The 16,411-nt window shown below is 69.0% G+C and carries 15 protein-coding genes and 4 tRNA genes; 10 read left to right on the plus strand and 9 right to left on the minus strand.

Annotated elements, in window-relative coordinates:
• Positions 1-58: 58 nt before the first annotated feature.
• From BJY22_RS28030 to BJY22_RS28040, 3 genes are read left to right on the plus strand one after another with little or no spacing between them, the layout of a single operon-like run.
• A complete protein-coding gene (locus BJY22_RS28030) occupies positions 59-988 on the plus strand; it encodes an ATP-binding cassette domain-containing protein (RefSeq protein ID WP_167212433.1) in 930 nt (309 codons plus the stop codon).
• Positions 985-1,632, plus strand: coding sequence for a DedA family protein (locus BJY22_RS28035; protein ID WP_167212437.1), 648 nt, complete (start codon positions 985-987; stop codon positions 1,630-1,632). The genes BJY22_RS28030 and BJY22_RS28035 overlap by 4 nt, the downstream gene beginning before the upstream one ends.
• Positions 1,629-2,423, plus strand: a complete 795-nt coding sequence (locus tag BJY22_RS28040; RefSeq protein ID WP_167212441.1) for an ABC transporter permease — start codon at positions 1,629-1,631, stop codon at positions 2,421-2,423. Before BJY22_RS28035 ends, BJY22_RS28040 begins: the two co-directional genes overlap by 4 nt.
• A gap of 50 nt (positions 2,424-2,473) precedes the next feature.
• Here the strand turns inward: BJY22_RS28040 and BJY22_RS42640 are convergent, their stop codons facing one another.
• The 4 genes from BJY22_RS42640 to BJY22_RS28060 form a co-directional block, all read right to left on the minus strand.
• Complete coding sequence (locus BJY22_RS42640) at positions 2,474-4,006, minus strand: AAA family ATPase (RefSeq protein WP_167212444.1); 1,533 nt, start codon at positions 4,004-4,006, stop codon at positions 2,474-2,476.
• A 212-nt stretch (positions 4,007-4,218) separates the two neighbouring features.
• Entirely contained in the window at positions 4,219-4,884 is a 666-nt protein-coding gene (locus BJY22_RS28050) for a response regulator transcription factor (RefSeq protein WP_167212446.1), read from the minus strand.
• Complete coding sequence (locus tag BJY22_RS41905) at positions 4,881-6,266, minus strand: sensor histidine kinase (protein WP_337759268.1); 1,386 nt, start codon at positions 6,264-6,266, stop codon at positions 4,881-4,883. Before BJY22_RS41905 ends, BJY22_RS28050 begins: the two co-directional genes overlap by 4 nt.
• Before the next feature lie 219 nt (positions 6,267-6,485).
• Positions 6,486-7,568, minus strand: coding sequence for a GntR family transcriptional regulator (locus BJY22_RS28060; RefSeq protein ID WP_337759270.1), 1,083 nt, complete (start codon positions 7,566-7,568; stop codon positions 6,486-6,488).
• 130 nt (positions 7,569-7,698) lie between these two features.
• Between BJY22_RS28060 and BJY22_RS28065 the strand changes: the two genes are divergently transcribed.
• The gene (locus BJY22_RS28065) at positions 7,699-9,189 is read left to right on the plus strand and encodes an ArnT family glycosyltransferase (RefSeq protein ID WP_167212449.1); all 1,491 of its coding nucleotides are present in this window, start codon (positions 7,699-7,701) and stop codon (positions 9,187-9,189) included.
• An 18-nt stretch (positions 9,190-9,207) separates the two neighbouring features.
• On the plus strand, positions 9,208-9,816 hold the full coding sequence (locus tag BJY22_RS28070; protein ID WP_167212453.1) for a formylglycine-generating enzyme family protein: 609 nt from the start codon (positions 9,208-9,210) through the stop codon (positions 9,814-9,816).
• On the opposite strand, the gene BJY22_RS28075 is transcribed toward BJY22_RS28070, so the two are convergent.
• A complete protein-coding gene (locus tag BJY22_RS28075) occupies positions 9,802-10,788 on the minus strand; it encodes an NADPH:quinone oxidoreductase family protein (RefSeq protein WP_337759273.1) in 987 nt (328 codons plus the stop codon). The two genes, BJY22_RS28070 and BJY22_RS28075, sit on opposite strands and share 15 nt — an antisense overlap.
• A gap of 107 nt (positions 10,789-10,895) precedes the next feature.
• Here BJY22_RS28075 and BJY22_RS28080 point away from each other — a divergent pair, with 107 nt between their 5' ends.
• From BJY22_RS28080 to istB, 3 genes are all read left to right on the plus strand, one after another.
• Positions 10,896-11,402: a GNAT family N-acetyltransferase gene (locus BJY22_RS28080; protein WP_167212456.1), complete on the plus strand. Its 507-nt coding sequence runs from the start codon at positions 10,896-10,898 to the stop codon at positions 11,400-11,402.
• Between the two features lie 235 nt (positions 11,403-11,637).
• On the plus strand, positions 11,638-12,852 hold the full coding sequence (gene istA / locus BJY22_RS28085; RefSeq protein ID WP_167203433.1) for an IS21 family transposase: 1,215 nt from the start codon (positions 11,638-11,640) through the stop codon (positions 12,850-12,852).
• Entirely contained in the window at positions 12,852-13,670 is an 819-nt protein-coding gene (istB, locus tag BJY22_RS28090; RefSeq protein WP_167203432.1) for an IS21-like element helper ATPase IstB, read from the plus strand. The genes istA and istB overlap by 1 nt, the downstream gene beginning before the upstream one ends.
• Positions 13,671-14,196: 526 nt before the next feature.
• Here istB and BJY22_RS28095 read toward each other — a convergent pair.
• From BJY22_RS28095 to BJY22_RS28105, 3 genes are all read right to left on the minus strand, one after another.
• Positions 14,197-14,268 (minus strand) — tRNA-Val (locus BJY22_RS28095).
• A gap of 39 nt (positions 14,269-14,307) precedes the next feature.
• Positions 14,308-14,378, minus strand: a tRNA-Cys gene (locus BJY22_RS28100).
• 32 nt (positions 14,379-14,410) lie between these two features.
• Positions 14,411-14,483: transfer RNA gene (locus BJY22_RS28105), tRNA-Gly, on the minus strand.
• Between the two features lie 175 nt (positions 14,484-14,658).
• Between BJY22_RS28105 and BJY22_RS28110 the strand changes: the two genes are divergently transcribed.
• Positions 14,659-15,477 carry an aminotransferase class IV gene (locus BJY22_RS28110; protein WP_167212459.1) on the plus strand — a complete coding sequence of 273 codons (819 nt, stop codon included), beginning with the start codon at positions 14,659-14,661 and terminating at the stop codon, positions 15,475-15,477.
• Between the two features lie 109 nt (positions 15,478-15,586).
• Here BJY22_RS28110 and BJY22_RS28115 read toward each other — a convergent pair whose 3' ends face one another.
• Positions 15,587-16,147: a CGNR zinc finger domain-containing protein gene (locus BJY22_RS28115; RefSeq protein ID WP_167212462.1), complete on the minus strand. Its 561-nt coding sequence runs from the start codon at positions 16,145-16,147 to the stop codon at positions 15,587-15,589.
• 127 nt (positions 16,148-16,274) lie between these two features.
• On the opposite strand from BJY22_RS28115, the gene BJY22_RS28120 reads away from it, so the two are divergent.
• Positions 16,275-16,346, plus strand: a tRNA-Val gene (locus BJY22_RS28120).
• The last annotated feature ends 65 nt before the right edge of the window (positions 16,347-16,411 follow it).

Raw genomic sequence — 16,411 nt, forward strand, 5'->3', positions numbered from 1 at the left:
GCGGGCCGCCGTACTTCCTAGGTTCGAGGTACTACAAGGACCAGGAAAGGGCCCCGGCGTGATCACGCTCGAAGGACTCACCAAGAGGTACGGCGGCACCACCGCCGTGGACTCGCTCGACCTCACCATCTCCCCCGGCCGGGTGACCGGCTTCCTCGGGCCGAACGGCGCCGGCAAATCCACCACGATGCGGATGATCCTGGGCCTCGACAGCCCGTCCGCGGGCACCGCGCTCGTCGACGGGCGTCCGTACGCCGAGTGGCCGCGCCCGCTGACCAAGGTCGGGGCTCTGCTCGACGCCAAGGCCCTGCACCCGCGGCGGAGCGCCCGCGATCACCTGGTCGCGATGGCCCACAGCAACGGCGTGCCGGTCTCCCGCGTCGACGAGGTGCTGTCGATCGTCGGCCTGGACGCGGTGACGAGGAAACGCGCCGGGCAGTTCTCGCTCGGTATGGGCCAGCGTCTCGGCATCGCCGGCGCGCTGCTCGGCGACCCCGAGGTGCTGATGTTCGACGAGCCGGTCAACGGCCTCGATCCGGACGGCGTCCGCTGGGTCCGGCAGCTGATGCGCTCGCTCGCGGCGGAGGGCCGTACGGTCTTCGTCTCCAGCCATCTGATGAGCGAGATGCAACTGACCGCCGATCAGCTGGTCGTGATCGGCCGCGGGCGCCTCATCGCGGACGCCCCGGTCGCCGACGTGATCGCGGGGTCGTCCAGGACGACCGTCGCGGTGCGGGTGCCCGACCGGACGCAGTTCGCCGTCCTGCGGGACCGGTTGGCGGCTGAGGCGGAGCGGGTGGACGCCGTTGACGAGCGGCTCGTGGTGACCGGCGTACCGGCCGAACGGGTGGGCGATCTGGCCCACGAACTCGGCGTACGGCTGCATGAGTTGGTCACCGAGCGCGCGTCGCTCGAGGAGGCCTACATGGAGCTCACGGCGGACAGCCTCGAGTACGGGGTCGAGCACGGCGTGGCGGTGGCTTCATGAGCGACGCGATCCTGCATTTCGCGCACGAGCTGATGTCCTCCTGGTGGATCTACCTCGCGTTGTGGGGGTTCGCCGCGCTGGACGGGTTCTTCCCGGCCATCCCGTCGGAGACGCTGGTCGTGACGGCCGGGGTCTTCGCCGCCGCCGACGGTGCGCCCAACCTGTTCGCCGTGATGGTGGTCGCTGCCGTCGGAGCCTTCATGGGCGACCACGTCTCCTATGCGCTCGGACGTGGCGCCGGTGGGCGGCTGCTCGACCGGATGAAGCCGGGGACCAAGCGGCACGCCGCAGCGCTCTGGGCTCGGCAGGCCCTCGCCGAGCGCGGCGGACTGGTCCTGGTCGTCGCCAGGTATGTCCCCGGAGGACGTACTGCGGTCACGCTGACGATGGGATCGGTCCGCTACCCGCTTCGGAAGTTCTCCGCCTTCGCCGCGATCGCCGCGGTCAGCTGGGGTATCTACTGCAGCCTGGTCGGTTACATCGGCGGGAAGGCGTTCGAGGACAACCCGCTGAAGGGCGTCGTGCTCGGCATCGGGCTGGCGCTCGCGGTCACGCTGATCGTCGAGCTCGTCCGGCATCGGCTCAAGAAGCGGCGTCAAGGTCAAGTAGAGCCTGAGCTCGTGGAAGCGGGTGGTGGACGATGAGTACCGCGATCCTCACAGTGGGGACCGGAGGCGGTCTGTCGAACGCCGTCAGGTCGGAGTGGACCAAGCTGTGGTCGGTCCGGTCGAGCTGGCTGAACATCGTGGCTGCTGCCGTGCTGAGTACCTTGCTCGGGATGCAGTACGGCTGGGGACTCGCCTACGACAACACGCACCTCGGACCGGGAGAGGTCGCGGAGCAGCAGCCGATCGGTCACGTCGGCGCCTCGGTGATGATGATCGTGCAGGTGGTCATTGCCGCGTTCGCGCTGCTGACAGTCACCTCGGAGTACGCGACCGGCAGCATCCGTTCGACCCTGCAGTGGACTCCGGTGCGGCGGAACGTCGTGCTGGCCAAGGCTGCCGTCCTCGCACCGGTCCTGTTCGTCTACGGGATCGTGATGGCGGCGCTCGCGTCCGTGGCAGGCGGTCTGACCGCCGGCTCGTGGGCTGACTGGAGCGCGACCGAGCTGGTGGTCGATTTGCTCGCCGTCGGCTTCTACGCGACGGCCGCCGGCCTCTTCAGCGCAGGGGTCGCCTGGGTGGTCCGCAGTACCGCAGGCACGCTGACGGTGGCCTTCCTCCTACTTCTGGTGGTCCCGATGATGCTGGGACAGGCCTCAGTGCGCGCCTTCGTGTGGACAGCGGCCCTCCTCCCAGGCGGCGCCGGCCAGAACTTCCTGACAGGCGCCACGGACCCGCTGTCCCCCACCCTGAGCGCGGCGCTCCTGGTCGCCTGGGCCGCCGGCGCACTGGTCCTCGGCGCGAGCGTCCTGAAGCGACGCGACGCCTGAACAGCAACGAGGCGGTCCGGAAGGTGTCCGGACCGCCTCGTTGACTGCGCTCAGCGCGGGGTGTTGAGGGCGATGGTGATCTGTTCGGAGACCTTCGCGGCCAGCTCCAGGGCGGCGCGGCGGGTGCCGGGCTGCAGGGCGGAGTGGTCGAGCGGGCCTTCGGCGGCGACGTGCATGTCGGTCGGGATGTCGACGACGGCGGCGGCGCGCGAGTCGAAGTACGGCCGGAGCTGCTTCTCGACCTCCTTGTTGACGTCGCCGGGGCCGTTCGAGACCGCGATCACCGCGCGGCGGATCAGCCGCTGCGCCTCGGGACCCTGGTTGTCGAGCTCCTCCAGCATCTGTACGGCGGCGGCGCAGGACAGGCTCTTCCACTTGATCGGGATGACCAGCGCGTCGGCCGCCTTCATCGCCTCACGCCAGTTGCTCGAGCCCTCGTTGTTCCCGGTGTCGATCACGAGCACCTTGTAGAACCGGCTCAGCAGGCGGTGGATCTGGTCGAAGTCCTTCGCCTCGATCTGCGCGTACGTCGTGGTCGCCGACGTCAGCACGTCGTACTGACCGGCCACCTGGTGCCGCAGGTACGCCGCGACGTCCCCGAGCCGGGCGTCCGGCTGGGTCAGCATCGGCATCGCCTGCAGCATGTCCGTGACCGTGGACCGGCTGTTCGTGTCGTGGGTCCGCAGGTGCATGTTGCCGCGCAGCTCGTTGTTGTCCCACGCGACGACACCGCCGCCGCGGGCCTGACCGAGCGCACCGGCCAGCATCAGCGTGGTCGGCGTCTTGCCGGAGCCGCCCTTCGGGTTCGCGACGACGATCGTGACCGGGCGGCGGAAGGCCGTCGCCGCCGTGGCGCGCGCGATCCGCTCGGAGCGCTCGGAGCTGCCCGGGCGGAGCTTCAGCACGCTGCGTACGCCGCGCTCGGCCGGAGCCTCCCGCGGCAACGGCAGCGCCTGGATCAGCTCGTCGGCGCGGTACGACAGGTTCTGCGGCTGCTGCCGGGCCTGCTGACCGGGAACGCCCTGCGGGAAGAAGTGCTGAGCCGCCGGCGACAGCGGCTGACCACCTGGGCCGGGCTGCCCGCCCTGGGGAGTCTGGGGGAACTGTCCGGCCTGCGGTGTGGCCTGCTGCGGGTCCTGCCCGGCTCCCGAGCCGTGGAACGAGGAGCCACCGAAGACCGGGCTGCTCGACCCCGGGCCGGCCTCCTGCGCCGCGGCCGGGTCATCGGCCGTCGCGGGCTCGGTACCGGCCGGCAGCTCGTCGTCCTGCTCCTCCGGCTGAGTCCACGACGACGCCGCGGACTCCGGGACGGGCTGAGTCCAGGGCGGAGCGGGCTGGCTCTGCGGCTGGGTCCACGGCGCCGGCTGGTTCGCGGGCTTGGCCGCCTGTCCGGACCACGAGTCACCCGGGAAGTCCTCGGACAGTGCGTCCGTTTTCTCCTCGGTCTCCTCGACGGGCTCGGCGTCGGCCGCCGGGCCAGGGTCCGGCTGGGTCCAGGAGGGGGTCGGCTGCCACATTCTCCGGACCTCGGCCGCCGCCGCTTCCCGGTCCTTGTGCTGTCCGGAGTTGTGCGAGTCGGTCACGACCTGGATCCCCGATTCTGTGAGAGGGGGCGGGTGGCCCCTGGAGCTTGCTGGGTAGTCCGGAGGGTGAGGGCTCCGGGAGGGTCCACTATCCCATGACAGGGTGTCCTCACCACGTCACGACCCGGAGCGTCCGGTGACGGTTCCGCAACCAGTATCCAGGCGCGCGCCGACCATGCGCGGCCGTGACCCGAACAGGCCAGGATCAGCCCTCAACCAGTGACCAGACCGGCCTCGTAGGCGACGATCGCCGCCTGGACCCGGTTCTTCACGCCGAGCCGCAGCAGGATGGCGCTGACGTACGCCTTGACCGTCCCCTCGACCAGGTACAGCCGGGCCGCGATCTCGGCGTTCGACAACCCCGCGCCGACCAGACCGAGCACGTCCAGCTCCCGCGGACTCAGCGCGGCCACCTGCTCCTTCGCGGCCGCCGCACGCGCCATCGCGCCGCCACCCGATCCGGCGCTCAGCTCGGCGATCACGCGCTGGGCGACCCGTGGCGACAGGTACGCCGCTCCGTCGGCGACGGCCTTCAGCCCGGCGATGAGCTCGCGCGGGTCACCGGACTTGAGCAGGAAGCCGCTCGCGCCGTCGCCGAGCGCACGGGCGATGTAGGCGTCCTCGGAGAACGTGGTCAGGATGACGACCGCGGTCTCCGGCACGGTGCGCCGGATCTCGGCACCGGCCGCGAGCCCGTCCATCCGGGGCATTCGGATGTCCAGGACGGCGACGTCCGGCCGATGCCGACGTACCGCCTCGACGGCCTCGACGCCGTCGGCTGCCTCGGCAACCACCTCGATCGCCTCGTCGGTTCCGAGGATCGCGCGGACACCGGCCCGCACCATCGCCTCGTCGTCGGCGAGCATCACCCTGATCATCTGTTGCCTTCCGGGGTCGGTGGGACGGAACCGCTCTGTACGACGGCCTTGGCGACCAGTACGCCGTTCGCGAAGCACAGGCGGTACACGTAGTTGGTGGAGAACGGAGCGGCCGGACGGTAGTACCGGCAGCTCCAGCCGCTCGGTGGTCGATAGCGCTCGCCCGGCGCATCGATCATCTGCATGCGGGGCAGCACCTTCGCCACCTCGGCCTCGGACTGCCCGACGGTGAGTGCGTCATACTGCGCCGGCCGCAGGATCGCGCTGTACCCGGCCACCAGGTAGTAGCCGAGAGCAACCACGCCGACGATCGCGCCGAGCAGTACCGGTGCTGCAATGGCGGTGATGAGTCCGCGGCGTGCGCTGCGACGTACCGTGGCTCGCTCGACCGCGGCGGTCGGCGGACCGGGGCGGCCACCTGCGCGGGGCATCGTAGCGGTGACCTGGAAGCCACCACCTGACACTGGACCAGCCGTAAGTGAGCCACCGGCCAGGCGGACCCGTTCGCGCAGGCCATCGAGTCCACGCCCGCCGGACGGCGCAGTCACCGGTCGAGTCGCTCCGGTGTCCACTATCTCCACCTGTACGTCGTCCTCGTGGGTTGTCACGCTGACGATCACGGACGCACCTGGTGCGTGCTTGCTCGCGTTGGTCAGTGCCTCCTGCACCACGCGGTGCACGGCACGGTCGACCATCGGTGCCAGTACTCCGTCGACCTGCTCGGTCAGCTGTACCGCCAGGCCGGACGCTGCGGCGCGGTCCACCAACTCGCGCACTGTCTCGTCGTGCGGGACGGTGGGTGCTTCCTTGTCACGCAGTACGCCGACGATCTCGCCGAGCCGCTCCGTCGCCACGGCTGCTGACTCACGCAGCTCCCCCGCGGCTCGCCGGTGCTCCTCCGGGAGGGACGGGTCGAGCTCGAGGGCTGCTGCGCGCAACGCGATCAGACTGAGCTCGTGGCCGACCGAGTCGTGCATGTCCTCCGCGATCCTGGACCGCTCCCGCAGGCGTTCCCGGTCGATCTCCATCTGCTGCTCACGTTCGATGCGCTCAGCACGCTCCCAGCCCGCTGTGGTCAGCAGGACCTGCTGCGCCCGGTAGCGCCCCATCAGCCACGGCAGCACGACCAGTAGTAGGGCAAGGAGCAGCATCAGCAGCCAGGTCAGGACCGCCTCGGTCGCCTGCGATCCCCTGCGCACGGTCAGCGCGAGGATCAGCATCCCGACGAACGACCAGCTGCACAGCAGAACGAAGTACTTGAGCTGTGTCTCCCGGCGGCCTGCCAGGTAGCTGAACAGGCTCAGCGCCGGCACCAGCGCGATCTGCACGCCGTTCGTCGTACCGAGGGCGAACACGAGGATGACGATCTCCGTCCACGCCACCACGCCACCACGCGGCCAGCGGCCACCTGCGGCGGCCGAAGACGGCGGCGGCCAGTACGGCGAGGCATACCAGCCAGAACCAGTACGGGTCCTGCCGCGCGCCGCTCTCGGCGATCACGAGGAAGCTCAGTGCGCCCCACAGACCCACATCCCACAGGCGCCGCCACTTCATGCCGTAGACGCTACACAGTCGCGCCGCGTTCGCCGTACTGCCGAAAGTCAGGTCTCTGCGTCGATCAGCTCGAAAGGTACGTAGGACAGGTTCGGTACCTGTTCGCCGCGCAGCTGTGCCAGTAGTAGGTCCACGGCGCGGCGGCCCATCTCGGTCTGGTTCTGGCGGACATGCAGGTACGGCGGGCCGCCGATGGAGTCACCTGGTGAGTCGAAGCAGGCCACCACGCGGTCGCCGAGCACCCGGTCCACCATGCGGGCCAGGTTGTACTCACAGGCGAAGTACGCCGTCACCTCGGGCCGCCTGTCGCGGAAGGCGCGGATGGTGGCCATGTCCGCCCGCACGCTCTCGGTGGTCGTCGAACCGGGCAGTGTGCTGCGCAGGTCGGTCAGCTCGTACGGCTGGCCCCGCTCTCCGAACGCAGCGCGGAAGCCGTCGAGCCGTTCCTCGATCGAGGAGGTGTTGACCGGTGGCGGCGAGACGAAGGCGATGTGCTCGTGTCCCTGCTCCAGCAGCCGGGCGGTGAGTGCGCGCGCAGCAGCCACGTTGTCGGTGTGTACCGCGGCCACAGGGATGCCGGACAGGTGGCGGTCGACCAGTACCACCGGGAACCCGTCGAGCACCTGCCGGAGCAGGCTGGCGTTGTAGAAGTCGCCGTGCACCGGGAACACGATCAGGCCGTCCACAGCGGTGACGAGCGAGTCGACAGCCTTCTCCTCGTCGGTCTGGCGGCCGTGCGTACGCCGTACCACCAGGTGGGCGCCGTACTCCGCGCAGCGTTCCTCGATCGCGTTCAGCAGGTCGAGACCGTACGCCTCGGACATATCAGGCACGACCAGCGCGATCGACCGGGCCTCGCGGCGCCGGGTCGGGCGGAGCGGGACGGTCAGCTCGGTGAGGTCGGGCAGGCGCCGTACGACGAACGTGCCCTTGCCGCGGACGCGCTCGACCAGGCCCGCCTCCCGCAGTACCTCCAAGGCACGCTTGGACGTGATCCGGCTGACCGCGAACTGGGTTGCCAACTCCATCTCGGACGGCACCCGGTCCCCCGGCCGGAGCGCGCCACGGCGGAGCTGCTCCAGGACGTGCGCACAGATCCGCTCGTACAGCAGTGTCACGACTTCGGTCACCTCACCTGTCAGTTGACATATCAAATCACCTGCGGCGGGACGGCTCGCAAGCCGCGCGGTCCGGGAGAGTTCTGGTACAAGTCCGGTTCAGGTCCTGGTGAGGGCGTCGTGGGGCTGACAGCATTCCGCCATGACCCGCTCGTCAGACACCCTCAGCGCCACCGAGCTCGGCGTGCCCGTGTTCGCCGCTCGGCCGGTCGCGCTCGTCGGCGTCGTCGTCGGGGCGGTCCTGACCGCGCTGTCCGGCCGCTACGGTTACCACCGCGACGAGCTGTACTTCCTGGTCGCCGGGCGGCACCTCGACTGGGGGTACGTCGACCAGCCGCCGCTGACTCCGTTCATCGCGCGACTGTCGACCACGATCTTCGGCGACACGGTGATGGGGTTGCGGGTGCTGTCGACGCTCAGCACCGTCGCGACGGTCATCGTCGTCGCGTTGATCGCCCGCGAGTTCGGCAGCGACCGGCGTGGTCAGGTCCTCGCGGCGGTCTGCGCCGCGGTATCCGGGTTCGTGCTCGGCGTCGGGCACATGGTGTCCACGGCGACGTACGACTTGCTGGCGTGGATGCTGATCGGTCTGCTCGCGGTGAGGCTGCTGCGGACGCGGGACGGGCGCTGGTGGCTTGCTCTCGGGCTGACGGCCGGGATCGCGTTGGAGAACAAGTACCTGGTCGTCCTGCCGATCGGCGCGCTGTTGCTGTCGTTGCTGATCGTCGGTCCCCGGAGTGTTCTGCGATCGTGGTGGCTGCTCGCCGGGATGGCGGTGGCCGGCTTGATCGCCTTGCCGAACGTGCTGTGGCAGTTCCAGCACGACTGGCCACAGCTAACGGTCGCCGGCGGTATCAGCGAGGACGACGGCACCGAGAACCGGATCATGTTCGTCCCCCTCCAGCTCGTCCAGCTGTCGCCGTTCCTGGTGCCGGTCTGGATTGCGGGCTTCCGCCGGATCTGGCGTTCGTTGCCGTGGGCCCGTTCTGTTGCGCTCGCTTATCCGGTGCTGTGCGTCGTCGTCCTCGCGGTCGGCGGGAAGTCGTACTACGCCCTCCCGCTGCTGCTCGTCCTGGTCGCGGCCGGTGCCGAGCCGACGCTCCGGTGGGTCGATCGTCATCGCCGGCAGGCCGCTGCCGGTCTGATCCTGACCGCGGTGACGTCCGCCGTCTTCACGTTGCCGGTTCTGCCTGCTTCCGCAGCGGATGCCGTCATCCCGGTGAACAAGGAACAGGGCGAGCAGATCGGCTGGCCGGAGTTCGCCGCGGCGGTGGCCGGCGCGTGGGAGCAGATCCCTGCTTCCGAGCGGTCGACCGCGACGATCTTCACCGGGAACTACGGGGAGGCCGGGGCGCTCGTCCGCTACGGGCCGTCGCACGGTCTGCCGATGCCGTACTCCGCACACATGAGCTTCTGGCAGTGGGACCGGCCGCCGGACACGAACACCGGCCCGGTCCTGCTCGTCGAGATCGAGCGGACCCCGATCTTCGAGTCGCACTTCCGCGACTGCACCCAGGTCGGCACGGTCGACAGCATCGTCTCGAACGACGAGGACGGCACGGCGCTCGTGCTGTGCTCGGGGCCGGCCGAGCCCTGGTCCATGGTGTGGCCGAAGATCCGGCGGTTCTACTGATGGCCCTACGGTTGGACGATGCTCGACCTGGTGGACGTCCCGGCCGGCCTGCTCTTCCTGCGTGACGACCGGATCGGGAAGCGCTGGCACGTGAACCTGTCTGCTTTTCGGATCGCGTCCTGTCCGCTGACCGACGCCGACGGGCTGCCGCTGACCGGGGTGAGCTGGTACGACGCCGTTGCCTTGTGCAACCAGCTGTCGCGGGACGCGGGGCTGCCGATCGCCTACACCATTGACGGCGAGCGAGTGGACTGGGACCAGTCCTCCCCCGGATTTCGACTGCCGACCGACGCCGAGTGGCAGTACGCGTGCACCGCCGGTACGCCTGACTATCGCTACGGCCCGATCGAGGAGATCGCGTGGTACGCGGGCAACTCCGAGGGGCGCCCGCATCCGGTCGGGCGGCTGCTGCCGAATGCGTGGGGACTGCACGACATGCTCGGCAACGTCTGGGAATGGTGCTGGGACCTGTACGACCCCGCGGCCTACGGGCCGTACCGGATCTTCCGCGGCGGCGGTTTCGCCGACGAGGAACGTTCCATCGGCTCCACCGTCCGCCGGCGGTCGCATCCGACCTTCGCGATCGAGGATCTCGGGTTCCGGGTTGCGCAGTCAGTTCCCGGCTGACGGCCTGAGGGCGAGCTTGCCCACGGTGGCGCGAGACTCGAGCTCTGCCAGCACCTTGGGGCCGTCGGCCAGGTCGTAGACGGTCGGGCTCCCAGGTGGATAGGCGCCTGCCTTGATCAGTTGGCCGAGCTCTTCGAGTACCTCGGCGAACAGATCCGGTGCGTGCTGGATCGTGCTCGTCAAGTGCTGGCCGATGACGTGGACGGGGTGCGTGAAGTTCAGCTCCCAGTTGCTGATCGACGACTCACCACCCGCGACCCCGATCACAACCACCTTCCCGGTCACGCGCCGCGCCACCTCCACGCTGTGCCGGAACGTGTCGCCGCCAACCGATTCGAGCACGATGTCCACACCACGACCGCCCGTAAGCCGACGTACCTCTGCGACGAGGTCCGAGTCCCGGTAGTCGATCACGTGATCCGCGCCAAGCCGCCGTACGACGTCATGCTTCGACGCCGAGGCGGTACCGATCACTGTCGCGCCGTAGTACTTTGCGATCCGCACAGCAGCCTGCCCGACACCACCGGCCGCCGCTTGAATCAGCACCGTGTCCCCCGCGGCGAGCCGTCCGAGCTGCCGGAGCGAGACCTGCGCGGTCGCCCAGTTCAGGACCAGGCCGAGCGCCTCCTCGTCCTTCCAGCCCACCGGCACCGGAACCACGCCGTTCGCCGCCATCACCATGAACTCGGCGAAGGCGCCGTACCCGGTCCCGATGACGTGATCTCCCACCGCCACATCCGTCACGCCGTCGCCCAGCGCAACCACTTCCCCCACCGCTTCGAACCCTGCCACGTACGGCGGCCGCGGACCCCCGTCGTACGTCCCCCGGGTCTGCATCACGTCCGCAAAGTTCACCCCGGCAACACCGACCCGCACCAACACTTCCCCCGCACCAGCCACCGGCACCGCAGCATCTCCCACTACCTGCATCGCCTCCGGCCCGTCCAACGAAGCCTGTACCAACGCCCGCACGATCCCACCTCCACAGTTGTTTGATGTGAATCGTACATCTGTTAGCTGTGCATCGAACACTCGAAATCCGGTCGCTGCCTCTCGACCGATCCCGCTAGCGTCCCGGGATGGAGCTGATCACCACCCGCAGGCTGGCCCTCCGCTGGCCGATCGAGTCCGACTTCCAGTCGCTCTGCGAACTCTGGACCGACCCCCGCGTCGCCCGCTTCATGGACGACTGGGGCCCGCGCGACGAACCATCCGTCCGCGAATGGCTGGACCTCCACACGAGCGGCACCAACCGTGACGGCACCCATCTCCAACTCGTGATCACCCTCCGAGCAACCGCCACTCCCGTCGGCTGGCTAGGCCTGGGCGCCAGCCAAGACCCCCTAGCGGACTGGAGCTTCGGCTACGCCATCCACCCCGACCACCGAGCCAACGGCTACGCCACCGAGGCCCTGACCGCAGCCCTCGACTACTGCCACACCCACCTGTCGATCGAGTCCGCATGGGGCGAATGCAACCCAGCCAACACCGCATCAGCCACCGTCATGACCACCGCCGGCCTGGTTGAAGTCACCCCATCCCCCACCACCCGCCGCTTCCTCTACCACCCCACCGCACCCCACTAGCCCATCGCACGCCACTACGCCGAGCATCCGTGCCGCCGGTAAGCACACCGAGCGCGTGTACCGGACGACGGCCGCGACAGCGAGCTCCCCCAGACGTCCAGGCCATCACAATGCGCACACCATCACTCACCCAGGCGGAACAGCCGCCGCCCCCGCCGATTGTGATGGCCTTGTCGGCGGCGCTCGAAAACTGAACACTTTCGGCGGTGAAAAGTGAGCACTCGACGATTGGAGAGTGATCACTTTGGAGGACTGGGCGCTGATCAGGAGGTTGGCTGCTGAGGGGGTGCCGAAGGCGCGGATCGCTGAGCGTTTGGGGATCTCGCGGACGACGGTGATCAAGGCGGTGAACTCGGATTGCCCGCCGCGGTATGTGCGCAGGCCTGGGCCGACGTCGTTCACGGCGTTCGAGCCGGCGGTGCGGGCGCTGCTGGCCGAGGTTCCGGACATGCCGGCGACGGTGCTGGCCGAGCGGGTGGGCTGGACTGGGTCGATCCGGTGGTTCCGCGAGAACGTGAAACGGCTGCGGCCCGAGCATCGTCCGGTCGACCCATCGGACCGGTTGGTCTGGTTGCCGGGCGATGCCGCGCAGTGTGATCTGTGGTTCCCGCCGCGCAAGATCCCGCTCGAGGACGGCACCGCGAAGCTGTTGCCGGTGCTGGTGATCACCTCCGCGCACTCGCGGTTCAGCACCGGCCGGATGATCCCGACCCGTAAGACCGAAGACTTGCTGTTGGGCACGTGGGAGCTGATCCAGCAACTCGGACGGGTCCCGCGCCGGCTGCTCTGGGACAACGAGCCTGGCATCGGCCGCGGCCAGCGCAGGGCCGAGGGCGTCGCGTCGTTCATGGGCACGTTGGCCACCAAGTTGGTGCTGCTGCCGCCGAGGGACCCGGAGTCCAAGGGGGTGGTCGAGCGCCGCAACGGCTGGTTCGAGACCTCGTTCATGCCCGGCCGCAGGTTCACCTCGCCGGCGGACTTCAACGACCAGTTCACCGACTGGCTGACCAAAGCCAACGCGCGGGTGGTGCGCACCATCAAGGCCGCACCGGCCGACCTGGTCGACGCCGATCGGGCGGCGATGCTGGCGTTGCCGCCGATCCCGCTGCACCTGGGCTGGCGCAACAAGATCCGGTTGGGCCGTGACTACTACGTCCGGCTCGACACCAACGACTACTCCGTCGACCCGGCCGTGATCGGCCGGATGGTCGATGTCGCCGCAGATCTCGACCGTGTCCGGGTCCGCTGCGAGGGCCGCGTCGTGGCCGAACACCCCCGCGTCTGGGCCAGAGGAACCACCGTCACCGACCCCGGGCATGTCGAGACCTCCGCCTGGTTGCGCAAGCAGTTCCAACAACCCCGCGCCGTTGCCAGCGCAGACGACCTGGCCCGGGACCTGAGCGATTACGACCGCGCATTCGGGCTCACCACCGAGGAAGGAATCAGCTGATGACCGCTACCAAGCCGACCGTGAAGGCCGCTGCGAGCACGGAGGCGGTCAAGCAGATCACCTACCTCGCCGCCGCACTGAAAGCGCCACGAATCACCGAGGCCGCCACCCGGCTGGCCGACCAAGCCCGTGACGCCGGCTGGACTCATGAGGACTACCTCGCCGCGGTCCTCGAACGCGAAGTCAGCGCCCGCAATTCATCCGGCGCCCGACTACGAATCCGTGCCGCTGGGTTCGGTGCGGTCAAGACACTGGAGGACTTCGACTTCGACGCCCAGCCCACGATCCGGCAGCAAGTCGCCGCGCTCGCATCCGGTGGGTTCTTGACCGAGGCCCGCAACGTCGTGCTCCTCGGGCCGCCCGGCACCGGAAAGACCCACCTGGCCACCGCCTTGGGTGTCGCGGCCGCCCGGCACGGACACCGGGTGCTGTTCGCGACCGCGACCGACTGGGTCACCCGCCTCACCGACGCCCACCGCGCCGGCAAGCTCCCCCAAGAGCTCACCCGGCTGCGGCGCTACGGGCTGATCATCGTTGACGAGGTCGGCTACCTGCCCTTCGAACAAGACGCCGCGAACCTGTTCTTCCAGCTCGTCTCGTCCCGCTACGAACACGCCTCGCTGATCCTGACCTCAAACCTGCCGTTCTCCGGCTGGGGAGGCGTCTTCGGAGACCAAGCCGTCGCCGCCGCGATGATCGACCGGATCGTCCACCACGCCGACGTTCTCACGTTGAAGGGGGCCAGCTATCGCCTCCGCGGACGCGGCATCGACAGCCTGCCCAGCATCCGCACCACCACCGGGGAAACCGAGTCCTAGACTGCCCACAACCGCTCACTTTTCAACCGCCGGAACCGACCAGCTTTGGAGCGCCGCCGACAGGCCTGGAAGCACACAGTCGGACCAGCCAGGTCCCCTCGCCCCGCCGAGCCTCCCGCCCAGCCCCAGCCTCAGCCCACCCACGCCGCAGCCCGCTGCGCCGTCGAAGAGCAGCGCCCCATCCCCAGCCGCACCACACGAGCGACCACACCAAGCGCTTACCACCGACTGGCAAACCCAGCCCTCGCCGGTGAGCCGACCGCCCAACCCGCCCACAGAAGCCGAGCGAAGCGAAGGCCACCCCGCCGACGCAGCGCTCGCCCTCGTGGCGAGTGGAGCGGCAAACCCAACTCCCGCTGGTGAGCTGCCCGCCCAACCCAGCCACAGGAGCCGAGCGAAGCGAAGGCGCAAGGGGGTGCGGGTGGCGGAGCCCCCGCTCGCGGCAAGCGAAGCGCAGCCGCACAACACGACGAAGGCGAGGCGGTCAGCGCAGGAACTGCGCGACACACCTCGCCTATCGCCTTCGTGGACGATACTGGGATCGAACCAGTGACCTCTTCCGTGTCAGGGAAGCGCGCTACCGCTGCGCCAATCGTCCAGAACCACTCAAGAAACACCCAAACAACTGAGGTTCTCGAGGTGGAGACGGGATTCGAACCCGTGTACACGGCTTTGCAGGCCGTTGCCTCGCCTCTCGGCCACTCCACCACTGAGAAAGCTGGCCCGCCGAACCCTCTCCGAGCGGACGACCGGGTTCGAACCGGCGACCTCAACCTTGGCAAGGTTGCGCTCTACCAACTGAGCTACGTCCGCGTTGCGACCGGTTCCAGTATCCCCCGGCGCGAGAAGAACATTAGCCCATCCGCCCCCGACTTCAAAAATCGGGGTCCCCGGTACGTCGACGTACGGTCACCGACTGCTCACCTCCGGACTGCCGCGCGGCCACGGATCACCTGCGCACTAAGGTGTTGTGCGGAAGGAGCACCACATGCGTATCTGGCTCAACGGCGCCCTGCTGGACGACGAGGCGGCGGTCTCGCCGCTGGACCACGGGCTGACCACCGGTGACGGCGTCTTCGAGACGATCAAGATCGAGAACGGCCGCCCGTTCGCCGTCCGGCGCCACCTGGACCGGCTCGTCCGCTCGGCGGTCGGGCTCGGCCTGCCGACCCCGGACGTCGCCGCGATCGAGTCCGGCATCGACGCGGTGGTGGCGGCCGATCCGGGGATCCCGTTCGGCCGGCTGCGCATCACGTACACGGGCGGCGTCTCGCCGCTGTCGTCGGACCGCGGTACGTCGGGCCCGACCGTTCTGGTCGCGACGCAAGAGATCACGCGCCCGTCCCCCGTCTCCGCGATCGTCACCGTCCCGTGGGTACGCAACGAACGCAGCGCGGTCGCCGGCCTCAAGACCACGTCGTACGCCGAGAACGTCCGCGCGCTCGCCTCCGCGAAGGAGCGCGGCGGCAGCGAGGCGATCTTCGCGAACACGGTCGGCAACCTGTGCGAAGGCACCGGCTCGAACATCTTCTGTGTGTACGACGGGGAGCTCGTCACGCCGACGCTCGAGTCCGGCGCACTGGCGGGCGTGACGCGGGCGCTGGTGCTCGAGTGGTTCGGCGGTGTCGAGCGCGACGTACCGCTGCAGCAACTGTTCGCGGCCGAGGAGATCTTCCTCACATCGACAACTCGGGACGTCCAGGCGATTCGGCGTGTCGACGACCGCGAACTGCACGCGCCCGGCACGATCACGGCCCAGGTTGCGAAGATCTTCGCCGAACGCTCCGCGGAGCACCCGAACCCCTGACCCGTCGCGGACCTCAGCCACTCACCAACCCGCCCCGCCGATCGCTGCGCGCCGGCGCGCAGCGTTGCAGGCGAGGTTGATGAGTGGCAGCGGTCCAGTGAGTGCGGTCCTACTCTCCGGAGGCCTTGCGGCGCTCCCGGTATGCCGCGACGTGCAAGCGGTTGCCGCAGGTACGGGCGTCGCAGTACCGCTTGGAACGGTTCCGCGACAGATCGATCAAGGCATCGTTGCAGTCCGGGGCCTCGCAGCGGCGGAGGCGTTCGCGTTCGCCGGCGGAGATCACCTGCGCCAGCGCGATCCCGCACTCCACCGTGATCCGGCACGCCAGCGACGCACCCGCCCGCGAGTAGTGGATGTGCCACGGGTGCCCGTCGTGGTTGGTCAGCCGCGGAGTCGCCGTACCGCGGGCGATGATCGCGTTGATCATCGTCGCCGCGGACGCATCGGAATCCGTGGTGAACACCGGCGCGAACAACGGCCGCAGGTCGCGGACCTCGGCCAGGTCCTTGTCCGACAGCGAGTCGACCGCGCTGAACTCCCGTTCCTGGACGAACTTCTCCAACTCCTCCAGGGTGTCCAGCGAATCGACCTGGCTGTTCGGTCCGGGCATGGTGTTCACGAGCCGGACCAGCGTCCCGAGCGCCTGCTCGGTGTCGTGCGAGAAAGTCACAATCACGTCTCCAACGCGACGGGATCTCCGTCCTGCAGCAAGAGTAGCCCGGCCCGATTAGATCGTCGCTTCATCATGCGCTATGGTTTCACCCGCAACACCACATCTGAAACACCAGCACCACGCTGGGCGATTGGCGCAGTGGTAGCGCGCTTCGTTCACACCGAAGAGGTCACTGGTTCGAACCCAGTATCGCCCACGAAGTCGATAGGCGACGTGTGTCGCGAAGCGTTCCGCTTCGCTGACCACGTCGCCTTCGTCGTG

The organism is Kribbella shirazensis, assembly GCF_011761605.1.
In the GTDB taxonomy this organism is placed as follows: domain Bacteria; phylum Actinomycetota; class Actinomycetes; order Propionibacteriales; family Kribbellaceae; genus Kribbella; species Kribbella shirazensis.